Source organism: Fibrella rubiginis (assembly GCF_017353185.1).
GTDB lineage: Bacteria > Bacteroidota > Bacteroidia > Cytophagales > Spirosomataceae > Fibrella > Fibrella rubiginis.
Genome location: NZ_JAFMYV010000003.1, coordinates 361,226 through 383,698, shown reverse-complemented (window position 1 = coordinate 383,698; position 22,473 = coordinate 361,226). Strand labels below are relative to the sequence as shown.

At 55.1% G+C, this 22,473-nt stretch carries 21 protein-coding genes; 7 read left to right on the top strand and 14 right to left on the bottom strand.

The genetic code is table 11. From position 1 onward, the window contains the following. The 13 genes from J2I47_RS08505 to J2I47_RS08450 form a co-directional block, all read right to left on the bottom strand. The gene (locus J2I47_RS08505) at window positions 1-426 is read right to left on the bottom strand and encodes a DsrE family protein (protein ID WP_207364137.1); all 426 of its coding nucleotides are present in this window, start codon (window positions 424-426) and stop codon (window positions 1-3) included. A 26-nt stretch (window positions 427-452) separates the two neighbouring features. Further along, on the bottom strand, window positions 453-1,493 hold the full coding sequence (locus tag J2I47_RS08500; protein ID WP_207364136.1) for a c-type cytochrome: 1,041 nt from the start codon (window positions 1,491-1,493) through the stop codon (window positions 453-455). A 72-nt stretch (window positions 1,494-1,565) separates the two neighbouring features. After that, a complete protein-coding gene (locus J2I47_RS08495) occupies window positions 1,566-2,168 on the bottom strand; it encodes a methyltransferase family protein (RefSeq protein ID WP_207364135.1) in 603 nt (200 codons plus the stop codon). 8 nt (window positions 2,169-2,176) lie between these two features. Next, a complete protein-coding gene (locus J2I47_RS08490; RefSeq protein WP_207364134.1) occupies window positions 2,177-2,587 on the bottom strand; it encodes a molybdenum cofactor biosynthesis protein MoaE in 411 nt (136 codons plus the stop codon). A 15-nt stretch (window positions 2,588-2,602) separates the two neighbouring features. Continuing rightward, window positions 2,603-2,851: a molybdopterin converting factor subunit 1 gene (gene moaD / locus J2I47_RS08485; RefSeq protein ID WP_207364133.1), complete on the bottom strand. Its 249-nt coding sequence runs from the start codon at window positions 2,849-2,851 to the stop codon at window positions 2,603-2,605. Window positions 2,852-2,987: 136 nt separating this feature from the next. Continuing rightward, on the bottom strand, window positions 2,988-3,251 hold the full coding sequence (locus J2I47_RS08480) for a hypothetical protein (RefSeq protein ID WP_207364132.1): 264 nt from the start codon (window positions 3,249-3,251) through the stop codon (window positions 2,988-2,990). Window positions 3,252-3,350: 99 nt separating this feature from the next. Continuing rightward, complete coding sequence (locus J2I47_RS08475) at window positions 3,351-4,304, bottom strand: DUF11 domain-containing protein (RefSeq protein WP_207364131.1); 954 nt, start codon at window positions 4,302-4,304, stop codon at window positions 3,351-3,353. Window positions 4,305-6,720: 2,416 nt separating this feature from the next. Continuing rightward, window positions 6,721-6,843: a hypothetical protein gene (locus J2I47_RS26780; protein WP_262899005.1), complete on the bottom strand. Its 123-nt coding sequence runs from the start codon at window positions 6,841-6,843 to the stop codon at window positions 6,721-6,723. Window positions 6,844-7,031: 188 nt separating this feature from the next. After that, window positions 7,032-8,045 carry a HipA domain-containing protein gene (locus tag J2I47_RS08470; RefSeq protein ID WP_207364130.1) on the bottom strand — a complete coding sequence of 338 codons (1,014 nt, stop codon included), beginning with the start codon at window positions 8,043-8,045 and terminating at the stop codon, window positions 7,032-7,034. After that, a complete protein-coding gene (locus J2I47_RS08465) occupies window positions 8,042-8,374 on the bottom strand; it encodes a HipA N-terminal domain-containing protein (protein ID WP_207364129.1) in 333 nt (110 codons plus the stop codon). The genes J2I47_RS08470 and J2I47_RS08465 overlap by 4 nt, the downstream gene beginning before the upstream one ends. Then, window positions 8,371-8,574, bottom strand: coding sequence for a helix-turn-helix transcriptional regulator (locus J2I47_RS08460; protein ID WP_207364128.1), 204 nt, complete (start codon window positions 8,572-8,574; stop codon window positions 8,371-8,373). Before J2I47_RS08460 ends, J2I47_RS08465 begins: the two co-directional genes overlap by 4 nt. Before the next feature lie 191 nt (window positions 8,575-8,765). Next, window positions 8,766-8,993 (bottom strand): DUF2442 domain-containing protein, encoded by a 228-nt coding sequence (locus J2I47_RS26990; RefSeq protein ID WP_374759900.1) that lies wholly within the window; start codon window positions 8,991-8,993, stop codon window positions 8,766-8,768. Between the two features lie 351 nt (window positions 8,994-9,344). Continuing rightward, on the bottom strand, window positions 9,345-11,876 hold the full coding sequence (locus J2I47_RS08450; RefSeq protein ID WP_207364126.1) for a S9 family peptidase: 2,532 nt from the start codon (window positions 11,874-11,876) through the stop codon (window positions 9,345-9,347). Window positions 11,877-11,991: 115 nt separating this feature from the next. On the opposite strand from J2I47_RS08450, the gene J2I47_RS08445 reads away from it, so the two are divergent. The 7 genes from J2I47_RS08445 to J2I47_RS08415 all read left to right on the top strand — a co-directional run bounded on the left by J2I47_RS08445 (window position 11,992) and on the right by J2I47_RS08415 (window position 20,696). Then, window positions 11,992-12,279, top strand: coding sequence for a YciI family protein (locus J2I47_RS08445; RefSeq protein WP_207364125.1), 288 nt, complete (start codon window positions 11,992-11,994; stop codon window positions 12,277-12,279). Window positions 12,280-12,388: 109 nt separating this feature from the next. Continuing rightward, entirely contained in the window at window positions 12,389-13,153 is a 765-nt protein-coding gene (locus J2I47_RS08440; protein WP_207364124.1) for a hypothetical protein, read from the top strand. Then, complete coding sequence (locus J2I47_RS08435) at window positions 13,150-13,974, top strand: PhzF family protein (RefSeq protein WP_229374413.1); 825 nt, start codon at window positions 13,150-13,152, stop codon at window positions 13,972-13,974. Before J2I47_RS08440 ends, J2I47_RS08435 begins: the two co-directional genes overlap by 4 nt. Window positions 13,975-14,159: 185 nt before the next feature. Further along, window positions 14,160-15,023, top strand: coding sequence for a TspO-related membrane protein (locus J2I47_RS08430; protein WP_207364123.1), 864 nt, complete (start codon window positions 14,160-14,162; stop codon window positions 15,021-15,023). A 97-nt stretch (window positions 15,024-15,120) separates the two neighbouring features. Continuing rightward, complete coding sequence (locus J2I47_RS08425) at window positions 15,121-16,557, top strand: M61 family metallopeptidase (RefSeq protein WP_207364122.1); 1,437 nt, start codon at window positions 15,121-15,123, stop codon at window positions 16,555-16,557. Window positions 16,558-16,806: 249 nt separating this feature from the next. After that, window positions 16,807-20,076 (top strand): TonB-dependent receptor, encoded by a 3,270-nt coding sequence (locus J2I47_RS08420; protein ID WP_207364121.1) that lies wholly within the window; start codon window positions 16,807-16,809, stop codon window positions 20,074-20,076. Window positions 20,077-20,237: 161 nt separating this feature from the next. Continuing rightward, window positions 20,238-20,696 carry a GNAT family N-acetyltransferase gene (locus tag J2I47_RS08415; RefSeq protein ID WP_207364120.1) on the top strand — a complete coding sequence of 153 codons (459 nt, stop codon included), beginning with the start codon at window positions 20,238-20,240 and terminating at the stop codon, window positions 20,694-20,696. 63 nt (window positions 20,697-20,759) lie between these two features. Here the strand turns inward: J2I47_RS08415 and J2I47_RS08410 are convergent, their stop codons facing one another. Further along, window positions 20,760-22,454, bottom strand: coding sequence for an IPT/TIG domain-containing protein (locus J2I47_RS08410; protein WP_207364119.1), 1,695 nt, complete (start codon window positions 22,452-22,454; stop codon window positions 20,760-20,762). Window positions 22,455-22,473: the final 19 nt, after the last annotated feature.

Sequence of the window (22,473 nt, the reverse complement as noted above, 5' to 3'; positions counted from 1 at the left end):
TTAAAAACCAGCCTTGATATACGACCAGCCGTCTTCCTGTTTCATAACCAGTTCGGCCACGCCGACGGGCACATATGTGGCCTGTTTCAGCATGTCGTCCTTAGTCAGTTTCATAGCCCGCATCGAGTTTTGGCACACAGCAAAAATGACTCCTTTTTCGGTCAGTGCCTGAACAGGCTTTTCCAATTTCGACCCCTCGCGACGGAACATGCTGATGCCCAAACTGTTGGCCAACACTTCTATTTTAGCCGTTGGCCAAACGTTAAGAATGTTGTTGACCTGCCGAATCACCATCTGGTAAACCAGGGTATCGTCAGTGGCCAGGTGAAACACCACGCGGTGTTCTTTGGCGGCAGGCTGTGTTTGTGCTAACGCAGGCGCGGTTAACGAAAACAGGCACAGGAGGGTAAAAAGAGTGTTTTTCATAACTGTCTGGCTGGTTTATAGTGAACTCATTTGTGGGCTTCTTTCCATTCCTTAATAGGACCGAACGGGCCGTACTTGTGCTGTTGTTCACTGAAGGGGTCGGCATAGGGGCCAAAAGGATGGTCGAATGGCTTACCCGCCAGGTTAGGCCAGTCACGGCTGACATCGCCGGCGGGGCGGGGCCGTGAGTTGATGTAGGCTGCCACGTCCCATGCCTCTTCGTCGGTGAGTTGAGGAGCTTCGTAGGTAGCACCCAGCGGCATGTTGTAGCGCACATAGCCCGCCAGGTTCGACAGCCGGAACAGCCCCGCCCCCTGATTGTAGCTGTGCTTGCCCCAAAGTGGCGGGTAGGTGTAGCTTCGGCCGCCCAGGGCCAGAACGCCTTCGCCGCCCGGCTGGTGACAACTTTGGCATTTTTGGGTGTAGACAGCCAGTCCGCGTGTCGAGTCGGCGGGGCGGTTCATGCCTTTCAGTTTGAAGATACCCGCCCCGCGTGGCACCTGTTTGGGTGGCAAATCAGTACCCAGCCATTTGATATAGGCCAGAATAGCCTGCATTTCGCGGCTGGACGAATCGAGCGGACGACCATTCAGGCTGCGCTGGAAGCAATCATTGACCCGCTTTATCTGGTTTTCGACCGTCCCCGACCGCTCTCGGAATTTGGGGTAGGTAGCCTGCACCGCCGCGTAGTTGTTGCCCCAGGGCTGCGTACCGGCTTTCAGGTGGCAGTTCTGGCAGTTCATCCCGTTGCTCATGTGCGCCACTGACCCTTTCGGCCCGAGGTAGTTGGCTGTGTTGGCGATTAGATCGCGGCCATACCGGATCAAGGCGCGGTCCGGTGCGGGCAGACTACGCAGCCGCGACTCGGCGGGGGCAGTCCAGAGATTGATAAAACTGGAGTCTCCAACCACTACAGCCTTATTTAGTGCGTCAAGATCCGTTGACTTAACAGGTTCCCGCAGCCCCATCAGCACACCCGACAGGCAGGCGGCCATCAGCAGACAGGCCAGCCACCAGCCACGTTGACGTAAAGTACGAACTACTGATTTTTGGTGAGGGTAGGGCATGAGGATAGGTGGCTAGTTGACACGAATCAACGAAAAAATCACGCACCTTCACCCCAAAATGATGTATTCGGCTTAGTTGGTTGTTGCCGCCGCTGGCCGAAGGGAAGGAATCAGCATGGGGACCTGCTGCCGGAAACGCAGGTATTGGTCGCCGAATAACCTCACTAGTTTGCGTTCTTCGAAATAAATACCGGTACGGATGTAAGCGAATGCGCAACCGCCGAAAAGTGCTTGCCGCCAGCTGAGTTCAGCCACAACCAACCCGGCAGCTATCAGCAGAATACCCGAATAAAGCGGGTGGCGTACGTACCGAAGCAAACCCGACCGCCGGAGGCTAGCTGTATCAGTAGAGGCGCTGGTTGGCCAGCCCACGAACTCGGCCAGATCGTACTGTCTAAGAGCCATGCAGCTGACGCCCACCCCCAGACCAACCAAAAAACCGCCTGCCAAAGGCAGCCCATGCCAGTGGCCAATCAGTTGAACCGGTGCCTCATGCAGGGCCAGCCACACGGGTATGAAGGTGAGGATAGCCAGTGCGTTATAAACCAGTCGGTAATAAGCTGGTGATACCAGTTTCGCTATAAATCGACTGTTTTTGAGCCAGCTGGTAGCCGTAACGCTGTGCACGATACCAAACAGCGCCCAGCTTAGCAACAGAAGCACGTAGGTTTGCATGGCTGCTGTCAGGGTGTTGGCTGAACCCAGACCGCCCCGTCGTCAAACTGTTCTTTCTTCCAGATGGGTACGGTCTGCTTAATGGTGTCGATGATGTAGCGGGTAGCCTCGAACGAGTCGCCCCGGTGCGGCGTCGATACACCAATCAATACGGCCATTTCGCCGATGTGCAGCGTGCCGGTCCGGTGAATGATTACGTACTTGAGCACCGGCCAGCGGCGGCAGGCTTCATCGGCAATCTTCTGCATTTCGCGCACAGCCATCGGGCCATAGGCCTCATAGTCAAGCAGTTCTACGGCTTTGTCCTGGGTGTTGTTGCGCACCACGCCGAAGAAGAAGTTAATAGCTCCAGCCTCGCCAGTCTGGATATGCCCGTAAGCAGCGTTGATGTCGATGGGGTCTTCAGTCAGGAAAATCATGGTACACTATACTGTTTACCCGCCGCTAACGGGGGGGATGAGGGCAATTTCGTCGGTTGGGCTTAGTATCTGGTCAGCGTCAGCATATTCGCTGTTAACGGCCACCAGAATAGACTGGATGCCTGCTAACGTAGGGTATTGCTGATGCAGCACGGTCATCAGATCAGCTACGCGACTATTGTCGGGGAGTTGAACGGCCAGCCGATTTTGTCCCACCAGATCGCGGGTGATACCGAAGAGCAGGACGTTGTGGGGGTTGTTCATAAGCACAAATAAACGGGAGAACGTGATACGGGCCAATGCCTGGGTGCGTCAAGGCAAAGCTGCCTGACCGTTGTAACAAGAAAAAGGTCAGATTCTGTGGAATCTGACCTTTTTAATTTATGGCGCTATTGCCAGACTAGTTGGTCATTTTGTGAGCTGTGTGCTTCACCGTGTGCTTGGTTTTGCGGGCGGCGCGTTTCATGCCCTGCTTCGCCTCGCGGCTTTCCTGCTTCACATCCTGCTTCGCTTCATTGGCCTCGCGGTCAATTTTATCACCGGCAGCGTTCATGGTTTTCTTGGCCGCACGGCCCGTTGCTTTGGCATTTTCTTTCACGTCCTGCGCCTGGGCAGTTGCGAAAGTTGCGGCCACTATGGCCAGCATCAAAAGGGTCTTTTTCATAGTCGTCGTGTAGCTGACGGGACAAGTCAACCGTAACGTATAAACAGCATGATTGCCCGTATTGTTGGCTAAATCAAATTATAAGCTGGTTAAATGCTACTACCGCACCCGCAGATAGACCTTGGCGGTATCATCTTCGCCATTGTCGGTGCCGTTACTAGGAGTGCTGTCGGTGTCGGGCCAATCGCAGGTCTGTATCTCGGCCACTATCGTTTTATCGCCAAGGCTAACGGCCTGCACCAGAAACTGATAAATGATAAATGGATCGCAGAAATAATCACCCCCGGCAATAGTTACCTGCTGACCTGCGACCGTCGCACCTGTACCGTTAAGGAACGTGAGGCCTGCCGGCAGCAGACACCGCAGCGATGGCGTAAGCATCCGGCGCGATTGTTCATTACTGATGATCAGGCTAACTGAAAAAACATCCCCCGGCTTAGGCGCGGCGTTGCTTGTTTTCAGGGCAAGGCTCAAATCAACTAAACCATCTGGTAGCGTAACGGGTACTGTGTTTGCCGCTGGCAGCACCGCCGGAAACGGTTCTGGCGATTCGGTTATGCCGCCCGGTTGGGTAGTGAGGAGATTCACCCAAGCCACGTCGTCCTGCCCGTCATTAGTACCGGAGTTAGGCCATGAGTCAACGTCGGGGTTGTCTGACGAAACAAGTTGCGCCGCCAGCCGACTACTGCCTGGCGACTGCTGGGTGATGGTAAACGCCAGATTCTGTGTCATACCCGCAGCCAGCGACGCAATACTCCCCTGCACTCCGCCCGAAATGGCCTGCATATCGCCCAGATTCTGAACGGCCAGCGAAGCAGGTAAACGACTCAGCACCTGTAAGTTAGACGCCGTGGCGGTGCCTTCGTTCACGGCGGTTATGGTTACCGAAATGGGTTCGCCCACACTCGCCACATGCCGGTCTGTCTTCATCCGCAAGGCTACGTCAGCGACGGGGGTATTCAACACTGTAATAGTCAGCGGCTCAGAGGGGTTGCTGGTGCAGATGTTGACAGTGCAGGTGGCCCGATAGGTGGTTGTTTCAGTTGGGGACACGGTTATACTTTGCCCTACCATGCCATTAGACCACACGATTTTATATGCATAAGAACTTTTACAATTGTCGGCGTATAGCGTGACTGATGCCCCAGCTGCAACAACTTGTTGCGTTGCCCGTATTGTGGGTGGCTGTACACCATACAGCACATAGGCTGTGTCTTTGACAACGGCATTGTTACAGGCTGGCCCATAGGTGGTTGTCAGGACATAGCGACCTGCCTTAGCAGGATCAGGGTTTGCGATATAAATATCGGGTGCGTTCGAAGTGAAACCATTTGGGCCTTCCCAAAGCAGGTTACTACTATAACTGTATGCACTTTCGAAGCCAAACGTACCGGTTCGCAGCCTAAGGTGATTGCTCTCACAAATAGCCAATGGGGTTATATAATCAGTTACTGAGCTTCCTTGTGAATAGGCTAACCGCTCCCATTGCACAATTAGGTTAGGTGCTGGCCGGGCAGCAATGCGAGTAAACTCTGTCGAATATCCCTGGCAAAAGCCATCATATAGCGCTGTGACGCTATAAATACCTGCCAGAGCTGACGTCATCGCCAGTAGCGTAACTTGACTTGACACCCCTGCGAAGCCGTTTGGCCCCTGCCATCGATATGCAACCGGCGTACCGGATGTGGGCGAGGCCGTAAGTTGAACGACTGTACCCGTACAGGCGTAGTTCACGTCATCAGTATATAATCTTGATTGGCTGATCTGTCCGGACAAGGCACTCGCCTGTACCGTGATAGGCGGCGGACCAATGGTTAGCTCTTTTACTGCAACGGAGTTCGCCGAGCAACTCGCTGGAAATGTAGCTGTTACACTATAGATGCCAGCCTGAGCGTTGGGGATCTCTACCGTTGTGCCAGTCGCCGAGAAATTACTTGGCCCTGCCCATTGGGCTACAAAAGGTATACCGCTCGGTGAAGCCAATACTAACAGCGAAGTTGCAGTGCCGGGACAATAGCGACCTGGCCTAGAATTACCCTCATAAACAGTGAGCGTGGGCTTCTTGTAGATCAGCGAATACCTAGCTGTTGAAGTGCCACATCCGTTGGGAAAAGTGACCGATACTGAATATGCACCAGCAGGCACTGGCGACCCCTCCAAAAAAGGAGCGGCATTGGTACTAACAAAACCATTCGGTCCAGACCAGCTATAGGTGGCCGAAGCGGAAGCAGGAATGTCTGTTGTTAGATCGAGGCGAGTCGTAGGACAGGTAGCACTTGCTACTTGGTAGGCACTGCTCCAACTCGTTTTGGCTGTAGGCGTTACTGGAGGCGGGGCAATAATTACCTGTATTGAATTGGTTGCTGTGCCGGAGCAAGCCCCTGAATAAACCGCATCAGCATAGTATAGGCCTGTTGATGGGTTAGAAACCGTTATGGTAGCCCCATTGCTAACAAACCCGTTGGGGCCTCGCCACGTGTAGTTCATCGTGGACGGTCCATACTGAAGCAAGGCACTTAGCGTAACGGGCGTTCCGGCGCATGTACGTATTTCTGGCGCGAAACCCATATAGACAGTTGGGTTACCATACTGTAGTGTCGCCACACCGTTGGACGTACACCCTCCTTCGTGAGTAACAACGACACTATAAGCACCTGGCGGAACTGGTGTCCCTGTTACATTAGGCTGATTAAGCGTACTGGTAAAATTATTCGGCCCCGACCAGGCGAAGGCAATGATGGGTGGTTGAGCCACGTTTACAGCAAGGCTATAACTTGTTGCAGCGCACGTAGTGATGTACGAACTATAGCTAGTATTAACCCGGCCGAGTGCGGTGACAGAGCTATTACTTGTATTTACCGTTGTTGTTGCTGAAGTTGAAGTGCCACACGAACTGAAACCACGTACCTGATACACGGCACTAGCGGCTGCTACGTTTGGGCTTGTTACCGTAACGCTGGTACCTGTGCCAACGGTCAGCCCCGTTGGTGTTGTCCAAACGTAGGCGACTACCGCAGCCGTACTCCCAGTGGTACCCACTCTCAAGATAACAGGCACACTAGGGCAAAATGTGTTTGTGGTAGCTCCACTACCAGTTGAGGATGTCGCACTCACCGTTGGTAATAGTGGTAGCGACAGCGAGACGGTATCCTTTACTGTGCCACACGTACCTGGAAACGTAGCCGTGAGAATATACTGTCCCGCGGGTACGAGTGATCCGGTAACTACGGGTGATCGGCTATTGCTGGAATAACTGTTTGGCCCAGTCCAGAGATAAATTGTCGAGGCCGGATGCCCCTGGAAGTCGGCGGTTAAGGATAAACTGCTGGGTGCGCATGCGACTACTGCCTTTGACCAGTAAGGTGAATCTGTAGTACGCCCCAGGGCACTCACTTTGGGCGTACCCAGGGCGGGGGTTACGCTACTGGTGGCAAAGCCGGTGTTGGTGCCGGTATAGGCTATGGTCAGGCTATATGGGCCGCTCATGGCCGCTGAGCTGTAGGGTACCGAGGGCGTAAAACTGCTGCTGGTAAAGCTGTTGGGGCCACTCCAGAAGAAGGTAGCGGTGGTGCCCGCGGATGGCGGTGTCCACTGGGCGTAGAGGTAGATGAGTTGCCCTTCGCAGACGGGCGTGGCTTTGGCCGTTACGTTGGGGTTATATTGGGCTAAGCAGGTATACGGCCACAGCAGGGCTACAACCAATAATCGGTAGAGTGTTGACATAGACAAGCCAGTAAGTATTGAATGCGTACTGGCAAGATAAGTAAACCTACTGAGTAGTTATAGTCTATTCTGAAATGAATACGTTAGTCGTTTCAACCGTGATTCGTAGGAAGCCAGGTACGTTACTTTATCCGCCTCGCTCAGAAACGACCGTCCAATAAGGGTGTGCACCCGTGGCTGATCTTGCTGAAACGGGGCCATCTGCTGACGGATGCGCTTTTCCATCATGCCAATGCGCAGACCGAACTCCAGAAAATCATCGAAGATATAATAGCCGTAGACTTCACTGCCCGGCGTCGCATAGTCGTCAGCAAAGAGGCCGTCTTTTAGGGCCATGTCCGAGTCATGTACGTGCAGGCTGGTGTTGATGAGGTCGTAGGCGGGGCTAAGCAGAAAATCACCATCGGTGGTTTCAAGTATGGAAAAGTTTTTTAGGTGTGCGTCGCCGTTAGAGAATAGGTAGTTGAACAGCACCAGCCGGAAGAATTTTTCAATCTCGACCCGGGCAGCGGGCAGGTACTGATGAATCAATCGCGCAATCTGTTCATAACTACCCTCATACTTAAAATCAGGCCCTGCCGATTGTTTGGTGCGGCCCGACAATGAGGCGAAATCTTCCTGCCGCCGTTTGCTGCCGTCGGGCTTCACATCGAACCGCCGGACCAATAAAGCTGGCTCGTTATCGTCGAAAAAAACAAGACCGTTGGCTGCCGTGACAATACCATATACCTGACCAGCAATCTGCATCGTCAGGTGCTCATTAGCCGGTACGGCAGTAGCGTTGTCTAAATCAGATGGAATGGGTTTAAGGATATATTGGGTCCGTTCGTTGCTGGTTGGCAAGAGGAGAGATCTCTCATGACGAACCAGGCCATATTTCTCCTGCACACCCGAAATGGACAGTCGCGGCGTGCTTGGTCCGGTTGATTGAAAAATACTCCGCCGAATATCTTGGTGCAGAAACGGAAGTGTATGGCTCACCTTCGCGCCATCGAACAGTTGCTTCAGGGCCTTTGGGCTGTAGGTTCGGTAGCCTGACTGCAATAAAGAAGGACATTCGGTCAGGTTCATAGGCCAGTGGGATAAGCGGCCACCACCCGAACAGCCCCGATCGTATCGGTATGGGCCACGGCTAGTAGCAAGCCAAAATCATCGTTTTCGTCGATCTTCAACAAGCGACATTGTACAGATCGGTTATAGCCTTCAGGAAGTAAGCCTACGAAAAACGCGAACAGGTACGCCGTCTGATACATCGATGACGACAAGGGTAATGTCAGGCTAATTGGCCGGGCATCGGGCGTTGCCAGGAACCGTTCATCGTAGCAAAACGAATAGCCAGATTCTTCTTCATTGAGATGCCCAACAACGACATCGTTCAGGAAAACCGTTGCGCTTCTCATGATTTCACTGTGAGGGTCAGTTCCAGACCAAGTACGTCAACGATCTTTGATAATGTATCGATAGACGGATTAGCCGCTCCCTGCTCAATAGCAATTAGCGTCCGCAAACTGACACCCGCCAAACTGGCTAGATCGGCTTGGCGGATACCAAGATTTTGCCGACGACGAACTATTGCGTCGTTGATACTGACAGTGGCCAAAGTGAGTGTTGTTTATGTTTGCCTGATGTGCAATGTATTGCACATCAGGCAAACATAAACAACATCTAACAAGTATGAAGCAATATATTGTTTAAATATGCAATATACTGCACATTTACAACCGCTCCTCAAATAGCTTCAGAATGCGTTTGTACTCGTCCATCCAACTGATAGGCTCCACGAAACGGTGATTAGCTGACTATGGGCGTGGGCTTCACAGCTTCTTGTATGAGCAGTCCCCTCAAGCTCAAATCAGCGTCCAAACTGGGCCAATGCACCCCCGAAGTGGTCAGAATGTAATCGGTCAGCTGCTCATCGGACGCGACTTGCAGTACTGGATAGATCGACAAAGGCTGACTGATGATTCGCCGATTTGTGAGGACAAATAAGAACAGGTCCAACTCACGTACCCAAAGCACCTTGCTTATTCGTAATTGGTCGCGCTCAATGATTTAGTCAAGCTCGTCTTTCATTACCGAAACAGGTTCGCTTTCCTTTGCTTCCAGCAGATGTTGAAGACGGTTGCTAACCGAAGGTTTGCTTCCAGGCATTGATGAAGTGCTCATAACGGTCTATGATAAATAGTAAGCGTAAGTTAGTTGATACGGAGTGCATGCTGGTTGGCTTCGCGCGTCGTGCCCTTCGACAGGCTCAGGGTGACAGGCCATCTGAAGCAGTTCAGGTACGTTGACTCTAGTTTCCCGTCACCCTGAGCCTGTCGAAGGGCACGACGCGCGAAGCCAACCAGCATGCACTCCGTATCAACTAGTTTACAATCGCTCCTCAAATAGCTTCAGAATGCGTTTGTACTCGTCCATCCAACTGGTGGGTTCCACGAAACCGTGGTCTTCGACGGGGTAGGGAGCCAGCTCCCAATTTTCCTTTTTTAGCTCGATGAGGCGCTGAGTGAGGCGGACGGCATCCTGGAAATGCACGTTCACGTCGACCATGCCGTGGCAGATGAGGAGGTGGCCTTTCAGTCCGGCGGCGTGGTAAATCGGCGACGACCGGCGGTAGGCCAGCGTATCGGCATAAGGTTCGTTAAGGATGTTACTGGTGTAGCCGTGGTTGTAAGCGGCCCAGTCCGTTACGGGGCGAAGCGCGGCACCGGCCTTGAACACGTCGGGGGTAGTGAACATGGCCATGAGCGTGATGAACCCACCGTATGACCCGCCATATATGCCAATCCGGTTGGCGTCGATACCCTGCGTTTTCACCAGCCAGTTTGCCGCGTCCACATGGTCGGTGAGGTCTTTGCCACCCATGAATCGGTAGATGCCCGTGCGCCAGTTACGACCATACCCCGCCGAGGCCCGGTAGTCGATGTCGAGCACCGTATAGCCCTTGTCTACCAGCAGGTTATGGAACATATATTCGCGGTAATACTGGCTCCACCATTTGTGCGCGTTCTGCAAGTACCCCGCCCCATGCACAAAAATCACGGCTTTGCCCGTAGCCTTCACTGGTGCATCAGGGGCCGGTTTGTAGAGCCGGGCATAGATCGGTTCGCCGTCGCGGGCGGGTATGGTAAGCACCTGCGGCTCGCGCCACGCATACGCCCGAAATGCCTCCGTCGTACTGGTGGTGAGTTGAATCGGCCCCATCCATGCGCTGTCAACCTGGCTTTTTTTACCCTTTCCTCCTTTCTTCCTTTCCTCCATTAAAAACAACTCCCACGGCTTGTTGCTGGCCGAATAGCGGAAGGCAATCTGCGTTTCGTCGGGGGAGAGTATGGCCTCGTTTGCACCGGTCATCGTGGTCAGGCGCACCCGGTCGCCGCCGGTTATGGCCATGCGGTAGAGGTGCTGTTCGCCGGGGTGAACTTCATTGGTGGTGAGGTAAAACGTTTTTTTGTCGGCCGAAAGCGTCACTTGCTGTACCTCAAATTTGCCCTTGGTTAGCTGCTTTTTTTCGCCCGTCAGCACGTTCAGGCTATACAGATGCGAATACCCATCCACCTCGGACTGGAAATAAATTGTTTGTGCATCGAGCCAGCCGAGTGTGCCCGCGCCGCCTCCGCCGCCAATGCCCGGACCACCCACCCAGGCTTCGTCGCGCTGCCGATCCAGGAGCTTAAGCACGGTGGGTTTCTCGGTGTCGAGCAGCATAATCCAGCGATCTTTGTTATCTACGGCCCGCACCACCAGCACGGCGTACTGGGCAGCGGCACCTTCGGCCCAGACCGGCACACTGACAAAAACGGCCCGGTTAGCCGCTGTAGGCCCTTTTTTGGCTGAACTCTGCCGTGTGGTGTCTTTTGTCGCAGCCGCTCCCGCGGCCTTTTCACTGGTGGCCACCGATACTTGTCCCGCCACCGTAGCCGAGCCGCTGGTAACGGCGGCGGGCATCAGAAAATCGGGTTTGTCAGTGATGCCGGGCAGGTTGGCAAGGCTCACCGAGAGAGCCGTGTCGCGGGCAATGTCATACACCATCAGTTCCATTGCCGCCAGGGGCGCGCCTACTTTGGTGCGGGCGGGCAGGTCTTCCGTAAAGCCCGACTCGGCCATGTAGTTGGGCACAATGGTTGTTTTGGCACCCGTGGGGGCTTTCATCAGCGCGTAGGTAACCACGCGCCCGTCGGGGCTGAGGCTGGCATTGGTCACGGTGCGTCCGTCGGTGTAGATCGTTTTGGGGCGGCGGGGGGCTTCTGATTTGGTACTGCGTTCACCTTGCTCGCGTTTGGCTTTGCGCAGCCGGAGCACGTCGAACAGGGCCAGTTGGTCTTTCCGCAGCCACGACTCCTGGTCGTTGGCCTTAGTAGCGTCAGGTTTTTTGGCCGGGTCAAAATTGGTTAGTTGATCAGTCATGCCCGTAGCCAGATCGAGGCGATACAGGTTGCTGGCGCGGGTGTAGATTACGGCCGTCTCATCGCCCGAAAAGGCTGGGTTGCTTTCCCGTTCAACGGTGTTGGTAAGGGTCCGCACCCGCCCGGCCCGCCGGTCGAGCAGGTAAAGGTCGCCGTACTTTTCGTAGAGCCGAAACGTCCGTGCGCGGTTGTAAAGCACTTTTTCTTCACTGGTAGGCAACAACCGCCGTTCGGCAATGGTCACTTTCACGGGTGTGCGATTACCTGTTAAGTCAATTTTATAGAGCGAATCGCCGAGGGCTTTTTCACCCGCACCGGTGGGGTTCCAGTTGAAATAGATCGTCCGCGAATCGTCGCCCCAAAACACCCCCGACGGGGCGGTGCCGACCCATTTTTTAGGGTCCTGCATGATGGTCTCGATAGTAAGCGCCGGGCGTTGGGCAAAGGCAGACAGACTGGTAACCAGAAAGGTCAGGCTAAGGAAAACGTGTCTCATAGTATGCAAAGCTACGTGTGCAGCTTAGATAAGGGAATGTAGCGCAAACATGCTGAAGTCTGCGCTACATTCGGCCAAATCAGTATCTTGCCAACCGACCTAATTCCAGCCTGTTATGCAATACCTTGTTCATGCCTACGACCATACCGATGCCGACGCCCTCAGCCGCCGCATGGCCGTCCGGGCCGACCACCTTGCCGGGGCCGCCCGCCTGAAAGCCGGTGGGCAGTTTATTCTTGGTGGGGCGCTGCTTAGTCCTGATGGTCAGATGATTGGCTCGGTTATGCTGCTCGATTTCGAGACCGAAGCGCAACTGCGCGACTGGCAGGCCAATGAGCCGTATATTCAGCGGGGCGTCTGGGACAAAATAGATATTAAACCATTTCGCGAGGCCGTTGTGTAGGGAGCGGAAAAGCAAGAGATGAGATTCAAGAGGCAAGATGGTTGAGTCTCTTCCGTTCCTTATTTCTTGTCTCTTGTTTCTTACCTCTTGTCTCTCACCTCTTTTGCCCATGAAAATCACCTATACATTACTCGCTTTATCAGTTGTCTTCCTGGCTTGTCAGGGACGCAAAAGCGCGCCGTCTGAAGTCGCCATGACCGATACGGCCCGGTTGCTGGCGGTGGCCAGCGACGATGATATTGCCGAGGAAATGGAGCAGAGCAACGATCTGTCGGCTGATTTTCTGATTGTTCCCGGCCAGCAGGTTGGCCCCATCCGGGCCGATGCCAGTGAAGCCAGCCTGATCCGGTTGCTGGGTAAAGCCAACGTGGTGCATGACACGATTTATACCGTAGAAGGCCAGTTCGACATCGGCACTACGCTCTACCGCAACACCGCTGACCAGGCGCATGTGCTATGGCGCGATAAGAAGCGGTTTGCCCGCCCCGAAACGGTGCTGATTCGGCCCGCCCGCGACGAGAACAACGACCTGCTGCCCGGTGCTGCCGGAAAAACCGTGCAATGGGCCACCGCCGACGGTCTGCGCGTGGGGAGCACACTCCGCGACGTGGAAGCCATCAACGGCAAACCCTTCAATCTGTATGGATTTGAATGGGACTACGGCGGGCAGTCGTCGGGTTGGCGGGGTGGTAGCCTGGAAACCAAAACTGGCAAAACGTTTATCGGCGCTACGTTTGGCTTCGATCACGACGTACCCGACAACCAGCAGGCCTTTTTCGAAGCGGTCATGGGCGATATTGAATTTCTGTCGAACAACACAGCCCTGCAACAACTTAATCCTACGGTACAAACCCTGTCTATTTCGTTCCAATGACACCGACGCCTACCCTGACAATCTACCAACTAGACGCTTTTACCAACCAACTCTACGCGGGTAACCCGGCGGCGGTGGTGCCCCTCACCGACCAGAACACCTGGCTACCCGACGCCCGGATGCAGGCCATTGCCGCCGAAAATAACCTGGCCGAGACCGCTTTCTACATCCGCACCGCCACCGGCTACCACATTCGCTGGTTTACCCCCACGGTAGAAGTGGACCTATGCGGGCATGCTACCCTGGCCACGGGCTACGTCATCTTTTTCCTGGAAGAAAAACCCGAAGCCGACCACATCACCCTCGACTCGCGAAGTGGGCCGCTGCGGGTCTGTCGCGGTGAGTCGGGCTGGCTCACCCTCGATTTCCCCGCCGACGTGCTGCTGAAATCGTCCGTGCAGCCACCCGCGCTGGCCGGTGGACTGGGTGGCCCAAAGCCGCTGGAAATTCACCGGGGCAAAACGGATTTCATGGTCGTTTATGCTACCCAGGCTGATGTAGAAGCACTTTCACCCGATTTTCGGGAATTGGCCAACGTACCCGCCCGCGGGGTCATCGTGACCGCGCCCGGCACCGATGTCGACTTTGTGTCGCGGTTTTTTGGGCCACAGTCGGGCATCGACGAAGACCCTGTGACAGGCTCGGCACATACCACGCTGGCACCGTATTGGGGCCAACGCCTTGGCAAAACAGACCTCACCGCCCGCCAGCTTTCTAAGCGGGGCGGCTACCTGCTCTGCAAACTCCACGACACCCCCACCGGCAGCCGCGTCGACATTTCGGGGCAGGTGCAGCTTTATATGAAGGGGGAGTTGGTGTAAGGGAGGAAAGGAGGAAGGCAGGAACGGAGGAAAGGATGGCTGGCGCGAGAGCAATACACTTGCGCCAGCCATCCTTTCCTCCGTTCCTGCCTTCCTCCTTTCCTCCTTTTTTTCCAACATTGCCAGCATGGGTCGGGTTAGTTCAGGTAGTTAACTAACTCAACCTCCGCTTCGGCGGCTATGTCATGGAAAACACAAAAATTAGTCGTTGGGCCACCGCCGTGTTGGTCGTGGGCAGCATTATCGGCACCTCGTGGCTGACGAGTCGCCGAAACCGCAAAAAGAGTAGTGAAGTAGCACCCGTTTTTGAAGGCGAACTAGACGCCAACCTCACCACCCCGGCCAACGCTACCTTTCCCGTTATGTGGTCGAGCATTTATGCGGGGACCCTGGGCCTGGCGGTGCATCAGGCCCTGCCGTCACAGGTCAACAACGAGCGTTACGAAAAGGCAAGCCCCTGGCTGGTGGCCAACTACGTGTTGAATGCCGTGTATGGCAGCTTGTTTTCGCATGGCGAAAAGAGCGCCCGTGTGGCGGCTAATGTGGTCACAATAGCCCAGCTACCCACCGTGCTTGGCCTCCACCAGGCGCTGGAAGTAGGCAAAACGGAGGTAGACGAGCCCGAAAAAACGTTTCAGCGCACGGTTGGTCTGTACGCAGGCTGGACCACTGTAGCTTCGGGGCTGGCCGTTACCAATCTGCTCATCGAGGCGGGTTACCGGGTAGGCCACAAACAGGCCGAGCCCTATGCCGTGGGTGCGCTGAGCATTCTGGGTGGCATTGGACTGGCGGTGTCGAAAAAGCTGAACGATCCCTACTACCTGTTGCCGTTTGTGGCGGGGTTCACAGGCGTGGCCGCCAAGCAATATGGCCGGAACGACCTCGTGGCGGGTGTTGCCGGTGCATTGGCTCTAACCGTTGCCGGGTTGTTTGCCCAGCGGATTCAGGAAGCAAAAACCGATGTCACCGAACAGGGAAACGACGCCGTAGTTGCCCAAGCCGCTCTCGACGAAATGGCCGAAGAACCGTACTATATTGATCTGGACTAAAACAGTTCAATGGCTAACGTTTAACGTTGCTTCGCGTACTACCCGGCTAAGTGCGAAATAACGTTAAACGTTAGCCATTGAACCTGTAACCCACTTTATGCACTACACCCTCGCTGCCCTTGCCGACGCTTCGTTTGCCGTAACCTGCCGGGTCGATGATGTGGTGGGTGATACGGTTGATTTACAATTGCCCGCCTGGCGACCGGGCCGGTATGAGTTGCAGCATTTTGCCAAAAACATCCGGACGTTTGGCGTGGTCGATCAGGATGGACATGCGTTGCGGGTTTGGAAGGTGACCAAAGACCGGTGGCGTGTGGAAACGGCGGGAGCAACGGCCATCGAAGCCCGTTACAACTACTTTGGCTTGCTGGCAGGCGACCATAAACTTGATGCGGGCAGCAGCTACGCCGACGAGCGTTTCTGGAGCGTAAACCCCGTTAATCTCTGCGTCTACGCCGAAGGCCGGTTGGCTGAACCGTGTACCCTCACACTGGCTGTTCCCGACCAATGGCAACTTGCAGGTGGTCTGTTAGATGAACATAAGACGTTGACTGCCAGCGACTATTATGCGTTGGTTGATAGTCCGTTTATTGCATCGGGATCGGTTTGGGCGGTAGAGTATGCCGTAGCGGGCGTACCCATGACCATCTGGATTCAGAACTGGCCGGGTGCCTTTGATGCCGCCCGGATGAGCCGCGATTTCGCCCGGTTCACCGAGGCGCAGATCCGACTTTTTGGTGAGTTTCCTTCTGCCGATTACCATTTTCTGACGGTCGTTTTGCCCGTGGCGTATTACCACGGGGTAGAGCACCGCAACAGTACGCATCTGGTGCTGGGTCCCGATACGGAAGGGGAGGGGCTGTATGTAGACCTGCTGGGCGTGGCCTCACACGAGTTGTTTCACACCTGGAACATTTGCCGTATTCGTCCCGCCGAACTGCTGCCCTACGATCTCACCCGCGAGAATTACTTTACCACCTGCTTCGTGGCCGAGGGCATCACTACCTACTACGGCGACCTGATGCTGCGCCGGTCCAGTGTTTTCGACGATGAAGCCTACCTGAAAGAGTTGCTGGTAATTCTGAAACGGCATTTCGAGCAGGCCAGCCACGCCGCCCTGTCGCTTACCGAATCATCGTATGACCTCTGGCTCGACGGTTACGTGAAGGGCGTTCCGGACCGCAAAGTGTCGGTGTATCATAAGGGGGCTATCGTATCGCTAATTCTGGACCTGCACCTCCGCCGACAAACAAACCATACCCGCTCCCTCGACGACGTAATGCGGCTGCTGTGGGTGCGTTTTGGTAAACCCTTTATCGGCTACACCTACGCCGATTACCGCGCCATCGTGGCCGAAGTAGCTAATGACCCCCTCGACTGGTATTTCGACACCTGCATCACCGGCACCGCCCCCCTCGACGACCTGCTGAATGAGCACTTGGGATTTGTGGGACTGCACATGATTTATGACGAAGCCGGCCTGGTACTGCTGGAACGGGCAGAAAGTGCCGAGTGGGAGAAGTGGTTTGACTAGCGTAACGAGATAGGGACGCCTCTTACAGTCAATATAGGTTGTTGGCAGACCGAAACGCCAATCTCGGTCAGAAATGAAGAGGTTATGTTAGTAGCAGGCGGGGCTTAAGGCGTGGCAGAACGTCAGATACTATTAACTATGATTTAAATGTAGCGCGTTGATTTAACAGTTTGATAACAGTGTTTGGCCGACTTTTTAACCTCGGCCTAATGTGGTCCGTCCACCTTTGTGGTGTTAAAATCACCCGATATGAAGGCTTTATCAATACTGTTATTTTGCTGTTTATCAATTAGTTATACTTTTGCTCAGGTCACTACAAGTTCGTATGAAGGGCGTATTACAGACAAAAAAGGGGAAGGGCTACCCGGTGCTACCGTCCAGCTAACCAACCTGCCGACCGGCACTAAGTACGGCACCACCACTGACCTCGACGGGCGTTATCGCATCTTCAACGCCAACCCCGGTGGTCCCTATGAAGTGGTCATCACGTTTGTGGGCTACAAGACCGAAACCCGCCGCGATGTGACGCTGCAACTGGGTGCTAACGCGGGTAATGACGTTACGCTGGTCGACGAAAATACAACCCTTGTTGAAGTAGTCATCACGGCCAATCGCGGTGGCGACAAGCAGGGCGCGGGCATCAACATTGGCGAGCAGAGTATTCGTCAACTGCCTACGCTCTCGCGTTCGTTTCAGGACGTAACGCGCCTGACACCACAGGCCAGCAACAACAACTCTTTTGCGGGCACCAACTTCCGCTATAACAACGTCACCATCGACGGTACGATCAACAACGACGCCATCGGGTTCAGCCCGTCGCTGGGTGGGCAGTCGGGGTCGTCGGGGCAGCCGGGCTCAAGCACACGCACTAACCCGGTTTCGCTCGATGCCATCCAGGACGTGCAGGTGTACCTGGCCCCGTTCGACGTGAAGATTGGTAACTTTTTGGGTGGCTCGGTCAACGCCGTGACGCGGTCGGGTACCAACGACGTGATGGGCTCGGTCTACGCGTATGGGCGGTCTGCCGGTCTGGTGGGTCAGTATAGCCCCGCCGACGGGGCCAATAACGCCGTACCCAGTTCGTTCCACGACCTGCAAACGGGCTTCCGGGTGGGGCTACCGATTATCAAGAACAAACTGTTTTTCTTCACCAACGAAGAGTTCACCAACCGCCGTGACCCGGTGCTGTTTCAGGCGGGCACGGCAGGGTCGCTTATCAAAGATGCCGCTGTGGCACAACGCATCAGCGACTTTGTGCAGCAGAATTACGGCCTCGATGCAGGATCGTTTCAATCGCCCTACAGCATCTATTCGGGTAGTGTGAAATTCTTCAACCGCATCGACTGGAATATCTCCGACAAGCATCAGTTAACGCTCCGTAACAACACGGTCTTTTCAGAGGCTACCAACCTGGAGCGCGACGCGCAGAATTTCCGCTTCGGCAGCATCGACTTCCGGCAGAATAACAACCAAAGCAGCACCGTCGCCGAACTGAAAAGCCGGTTTGGTGGCGCGCTGGGTTTCTCGAACAGCCTGATTCTGGGGTACTCAACCATTCACGACTACCGCACGCCACTCTCGAACCAGCCGTCGTTTCCGCAGGTGGAAATTGCTTACAACGGCGGCACCATTTTGCTGGGTAATGACCGCGAAGCTACTGTGTTTAACATGAAGCAGAACACCTTCGAGATTACCGACAACCTGTCGTTTTTCAAGGGCAAACACGCTTTCACGGTGGGCACCCACAACGAACTGTATAGTATCGACTACGGCTTTGTGAACTCGCTGAACGGCCGTATTGCCTACAGCGATTTCAACACAACCACGGCGGGCGTAACCACTACCACTTCGGCACTGGATGCGTTTTTGAGCAAACAACCCAATCGGGTTCGCGGGTCATATGCCTTCAATGGCGACCAGAACAACCGCGACTACCAGTTCAATAACCCCTACGCCCGGTTCAACGTGAATTTGTTGAGCGTCTATTTCCAGGATGATATTCAGCTAACCAACCGGTTGCGGATTTCGCCGGGTGTTCGCCTCGACTATTCGGGTCTGGGCAGCCAACCCACGCTGAACCCGCAGGTGCCCGCCACGGTGCTCGACCGTAACTACGGTACTACCTACACCACGGCTACGCCCATTAACCAGATCAACAACAAGTTTCTGAACATCCTGCAACCGTCTGTTCGGCTGGGCTTTAACTATGACGTGAAGGGCGATAAGAGCGTGGTGATTCGGGGTGGGACGGGTACGTTTACGGGCCGGATTCCGTTTGCCTGGCTGGGCTATGCCTACTACAACGACGGCGTAGGTTTTGGCGCGTATGATTATAACAACATTGCCACGACGGCTGCCGCCACCCGCCCCAAAGGTGATCCCCTCGACCCGAAAACCGGCGGTGCGGCTGGTTTCAACGCGGCCAACGCCGGTACGCGCACCACGCAGGTAGACTTAATCGACAACAACTTCAAGATGCCGCAGATGTGGCGGAACAACCTGGCCGTTGATTACACGGTGGGCGGTTACAAACTGACGCTGGAAGCCCTGTATACGCAGGTAATTCAGGACATCAAGTTCCAGCAGGTGAACACCAAAGACACGGTGCGGTATTATAGCTATGATGTTGACCGTCAGCAGCCGATCTACCTGGCCCGCAACGGTACGGCAGGGGCGCAACGGATTAACAGCAATTTCTCAAACGCCTACATGCTGAGCAACACCAACAAAGGGTACCGCTACAGCCTCACAGCTCAGCTGCAACGGCAGTTTCCTACGGGCTTTGGTTTCTCGGCGGCCTATACCTACGGCGAAGCATTCGACATTTCAAACGGTATTCGGAACTCGATGGAGTCGAACTGGCAGTTGAATCAGTCACTCACGCCCAACGACCCCAAACTGGCTTACTCGAACTTCGACATTCGGCACCGGATCGTGGGTAATGTGAACTACCGTTTGAACTGGAACACCACCAACGCCACCACGATCACGCTGTTTTATTCGGCGCAGTCGGGCAGCCCGTTCACCTGGGGTTATGTCAACGCCAACACGGCTGGTACGGCGCAGGCGGCTGGTCTGGCCTACATTCCGCGTGATCTGACCGAAGCGCAAAAGCTGATCCCCGACCCTACGCAGGCCCAGAACTTCCTGAACTACGTTAACGCTGATCCGTACCTGAGCACCCGCAAAGGCAACTTCACCGAGCGCAACACGGGCCGCACTCCCTGGAACAATAACATGGATCTGCGCTTTTTGCACGAAATCAAGCTGGGAGGCCGCAAAGCGCTTCAGATCAACTACGACATTTTCAACGTGCTGAATCTGATCGATAACAAGCTGGGCTACTACTACTTCTCGCCCAACACGTTCAACTCGACCGCCTCGGTGGGCCTGAGCCGGATCACCAACCCCGCCACCGGCGACCCAACCTTCCGCTGGAGCAACCCTACGGCGCCCTATTCAATCGACCAACTGGCCTCGCGCTGGCAAATGCAGTTCGGAGCCCGGTTGCTGTTCTGATGCAATCTTCTAATCTCATATTGGTAATCAAAAAACGCCCTGCACTTGCGGGGCGTTTTTTTGTGGTAAAGCATGCCACAGGCATGCTTTACTGGCTATTCGCTGGGCTATATATCTGTTGGGATATGCCCCTTTCATACCTACATCAACCTTAATTCTACATGGCCCTGACCTACCGCCTAGCCACCGAAGTTGATCTACCCGCCATTGTGCAACTCCTGGCTGATGATGTACTTGGCGCTGGGCGTGAAGCGTTTCAACTGCCCTTGCCGGCTAGTTATCAACAGGCTTTTGACGTTATCCACACAGATCCGCAACAGGAGCTAACGGTGGTGGAACTGGGCGGCGAGGTAGTGGGCACGTTTCACCTTACGTTCATCCAATACCTGACTTACCAGGGTGGTATCCGGGCGCAGATCGAGGCCGTTCGGGTGAAAGCAACGCACCGCGGACGGGGTCTGGGAACGGCCATTTTCGAGTATGCCATCGATCGGGCCAAACAACGCGGTGCCCACCTGCTGCAACTCACTACAGACAAGAAGCGTCCCGACGCCCTGCGCTTTTACGAGTCGCTGGGGTTTGTGACCTCACACGAGGGTATGAAGTTGTCGCTGACATAAAAAAACCGGAAGCAAAGCCTCCGGTCTTTTTCGCGACACCAATATGAATTGAACTAAATAAACTCAGTTGTAAGGGGTATTCTGCGGGTCCCAGTTGGTCCAGCCGGCAGTCCAGTTGGCCGTGCCGAAAGCACCGCGGAAAGGTTCTTTGGTAAAGAACGCGTCGGCACCTTTGCCGTCCCAGACAGCACCCGTAAGCAGGGGAGAGCCCGTACCGGGCAGGAAGTTGGGACCGGTGAGGGTGAACGTGGCGGGGTTGAAGAGCAGGGTGGCAATGTCGGCTGCCGTCACGATTTTGTTGCCAAACGCCGCTGTATTGAAGAACTCCTGCGCCTGGGCATTGGTAATGCCGCCCGCCCCACGCACCACCGTGGTCGAGTTGGGAATCTCGTCGTTGGCCAGCACGATGCCCCGCAGTTGCAGCGTACCCGCAGCTATGTTAGCGGCGGTGCCGTTGCCGGGTGCTGTGCCGTTGTCTAAACGAAGCCCCTCCGGGTAGCCCGCCAGCAGCGAGTTGAAAATGCTGATGGTGGTGTTGCGGCGCAGGTGCATTCCCGATTGGTACGGACCGCTACCACCCGCCGTGACGGCGTTGGACGGTGTGCTGCTGAAGGCGAAATTGCTCATGTTAGCAAACACCGGACTCGTCAGGGGTAAGCCTGCATTGGGGCCGGTGGCAGGCTGGCCGTTGTCTTTGAAGTTGTCTGATTCAAACCCGTTTGACGACGATTGGTCAGCTACGTTCGGGTCGCGCAGGGCTACGCCATACTGTACTTTACCCGAATACCCCCAGTCGGTATCCCAGTCGTCGTCGAAACCACGCAGGGCTACCAGGTACTTCATGTTGACCGTTCCGCCAAACCATTCGTAGGAATCATCACCCGAATACGACACCTGAATGTGGTCGATGGTGGTACCGGCACCCACGCCGTAGAGCGTCAGGCCGTTGATTTCGCTATTGGCCAGCAGGGCGATACCGGGAAACTCGATCCGCACATACTGCATAATGCCTGAATTGTCGTTAACGTCGCTATAGCTGCCCGTCTGCCCCGAAATGCCCCCTTCGAAGCCCGTTGCTGCCGGCTGGTTGATCGGCGCTTTGCCAATGAGGACAATGCCGCCCCAGTCGCCGTAGCCCCGCTGGCCGGCTGGCTTGCTCGATGTGAATACAATGGGGTTGGTGGCTGTGCCGCGGGCGTCAATCTTAGCCCCGGCTTCAATAATCAGGGTGCCCCCTTTTTGCTGTCCCGATGGGTCTGCATCACGGCCGCCGCCTTTGATGATCGTGCCCGGCTGAATGGTTAAGGTGGCCCCCGACCGGACATACACAAACCCGTTGAGTTGATAAACGTTATCGGACGTCCAGGTTTCGTTGGCCGTTATGGTGAGCGACTTTGGCACAACAGCGCGCGTACCCAGCGAGAAAACCTGCGTGCTGGAAATGGTTTGCCCGCCGGTTGTTACTGAAATAGCCCCGCTTTGTGCGTTGGCGGGTACCCGTACTACCAGCTGCGTTGTTGAGGCCGACAGAATTTCGGCCACGGCATTACCACCAAACGTTACCGTGTTGCTGGCGGGTGTGGCACTAAACTGAGTGCCCGTAATAGCCACCGTGCCATTAACAGGGGCCGTGGCGGGACTGATGCCCGTAATGCCCAACACCGGGGCCGGTTGGTCGTTATTCTTGCAGGCGCTGAACGCAATGGTTAGTCCGAAAAGGATGAGCAGTGCGTAGGCGAGTTTGCTGGCTACTTGCATAAGGGGTTGACTTGAGTTG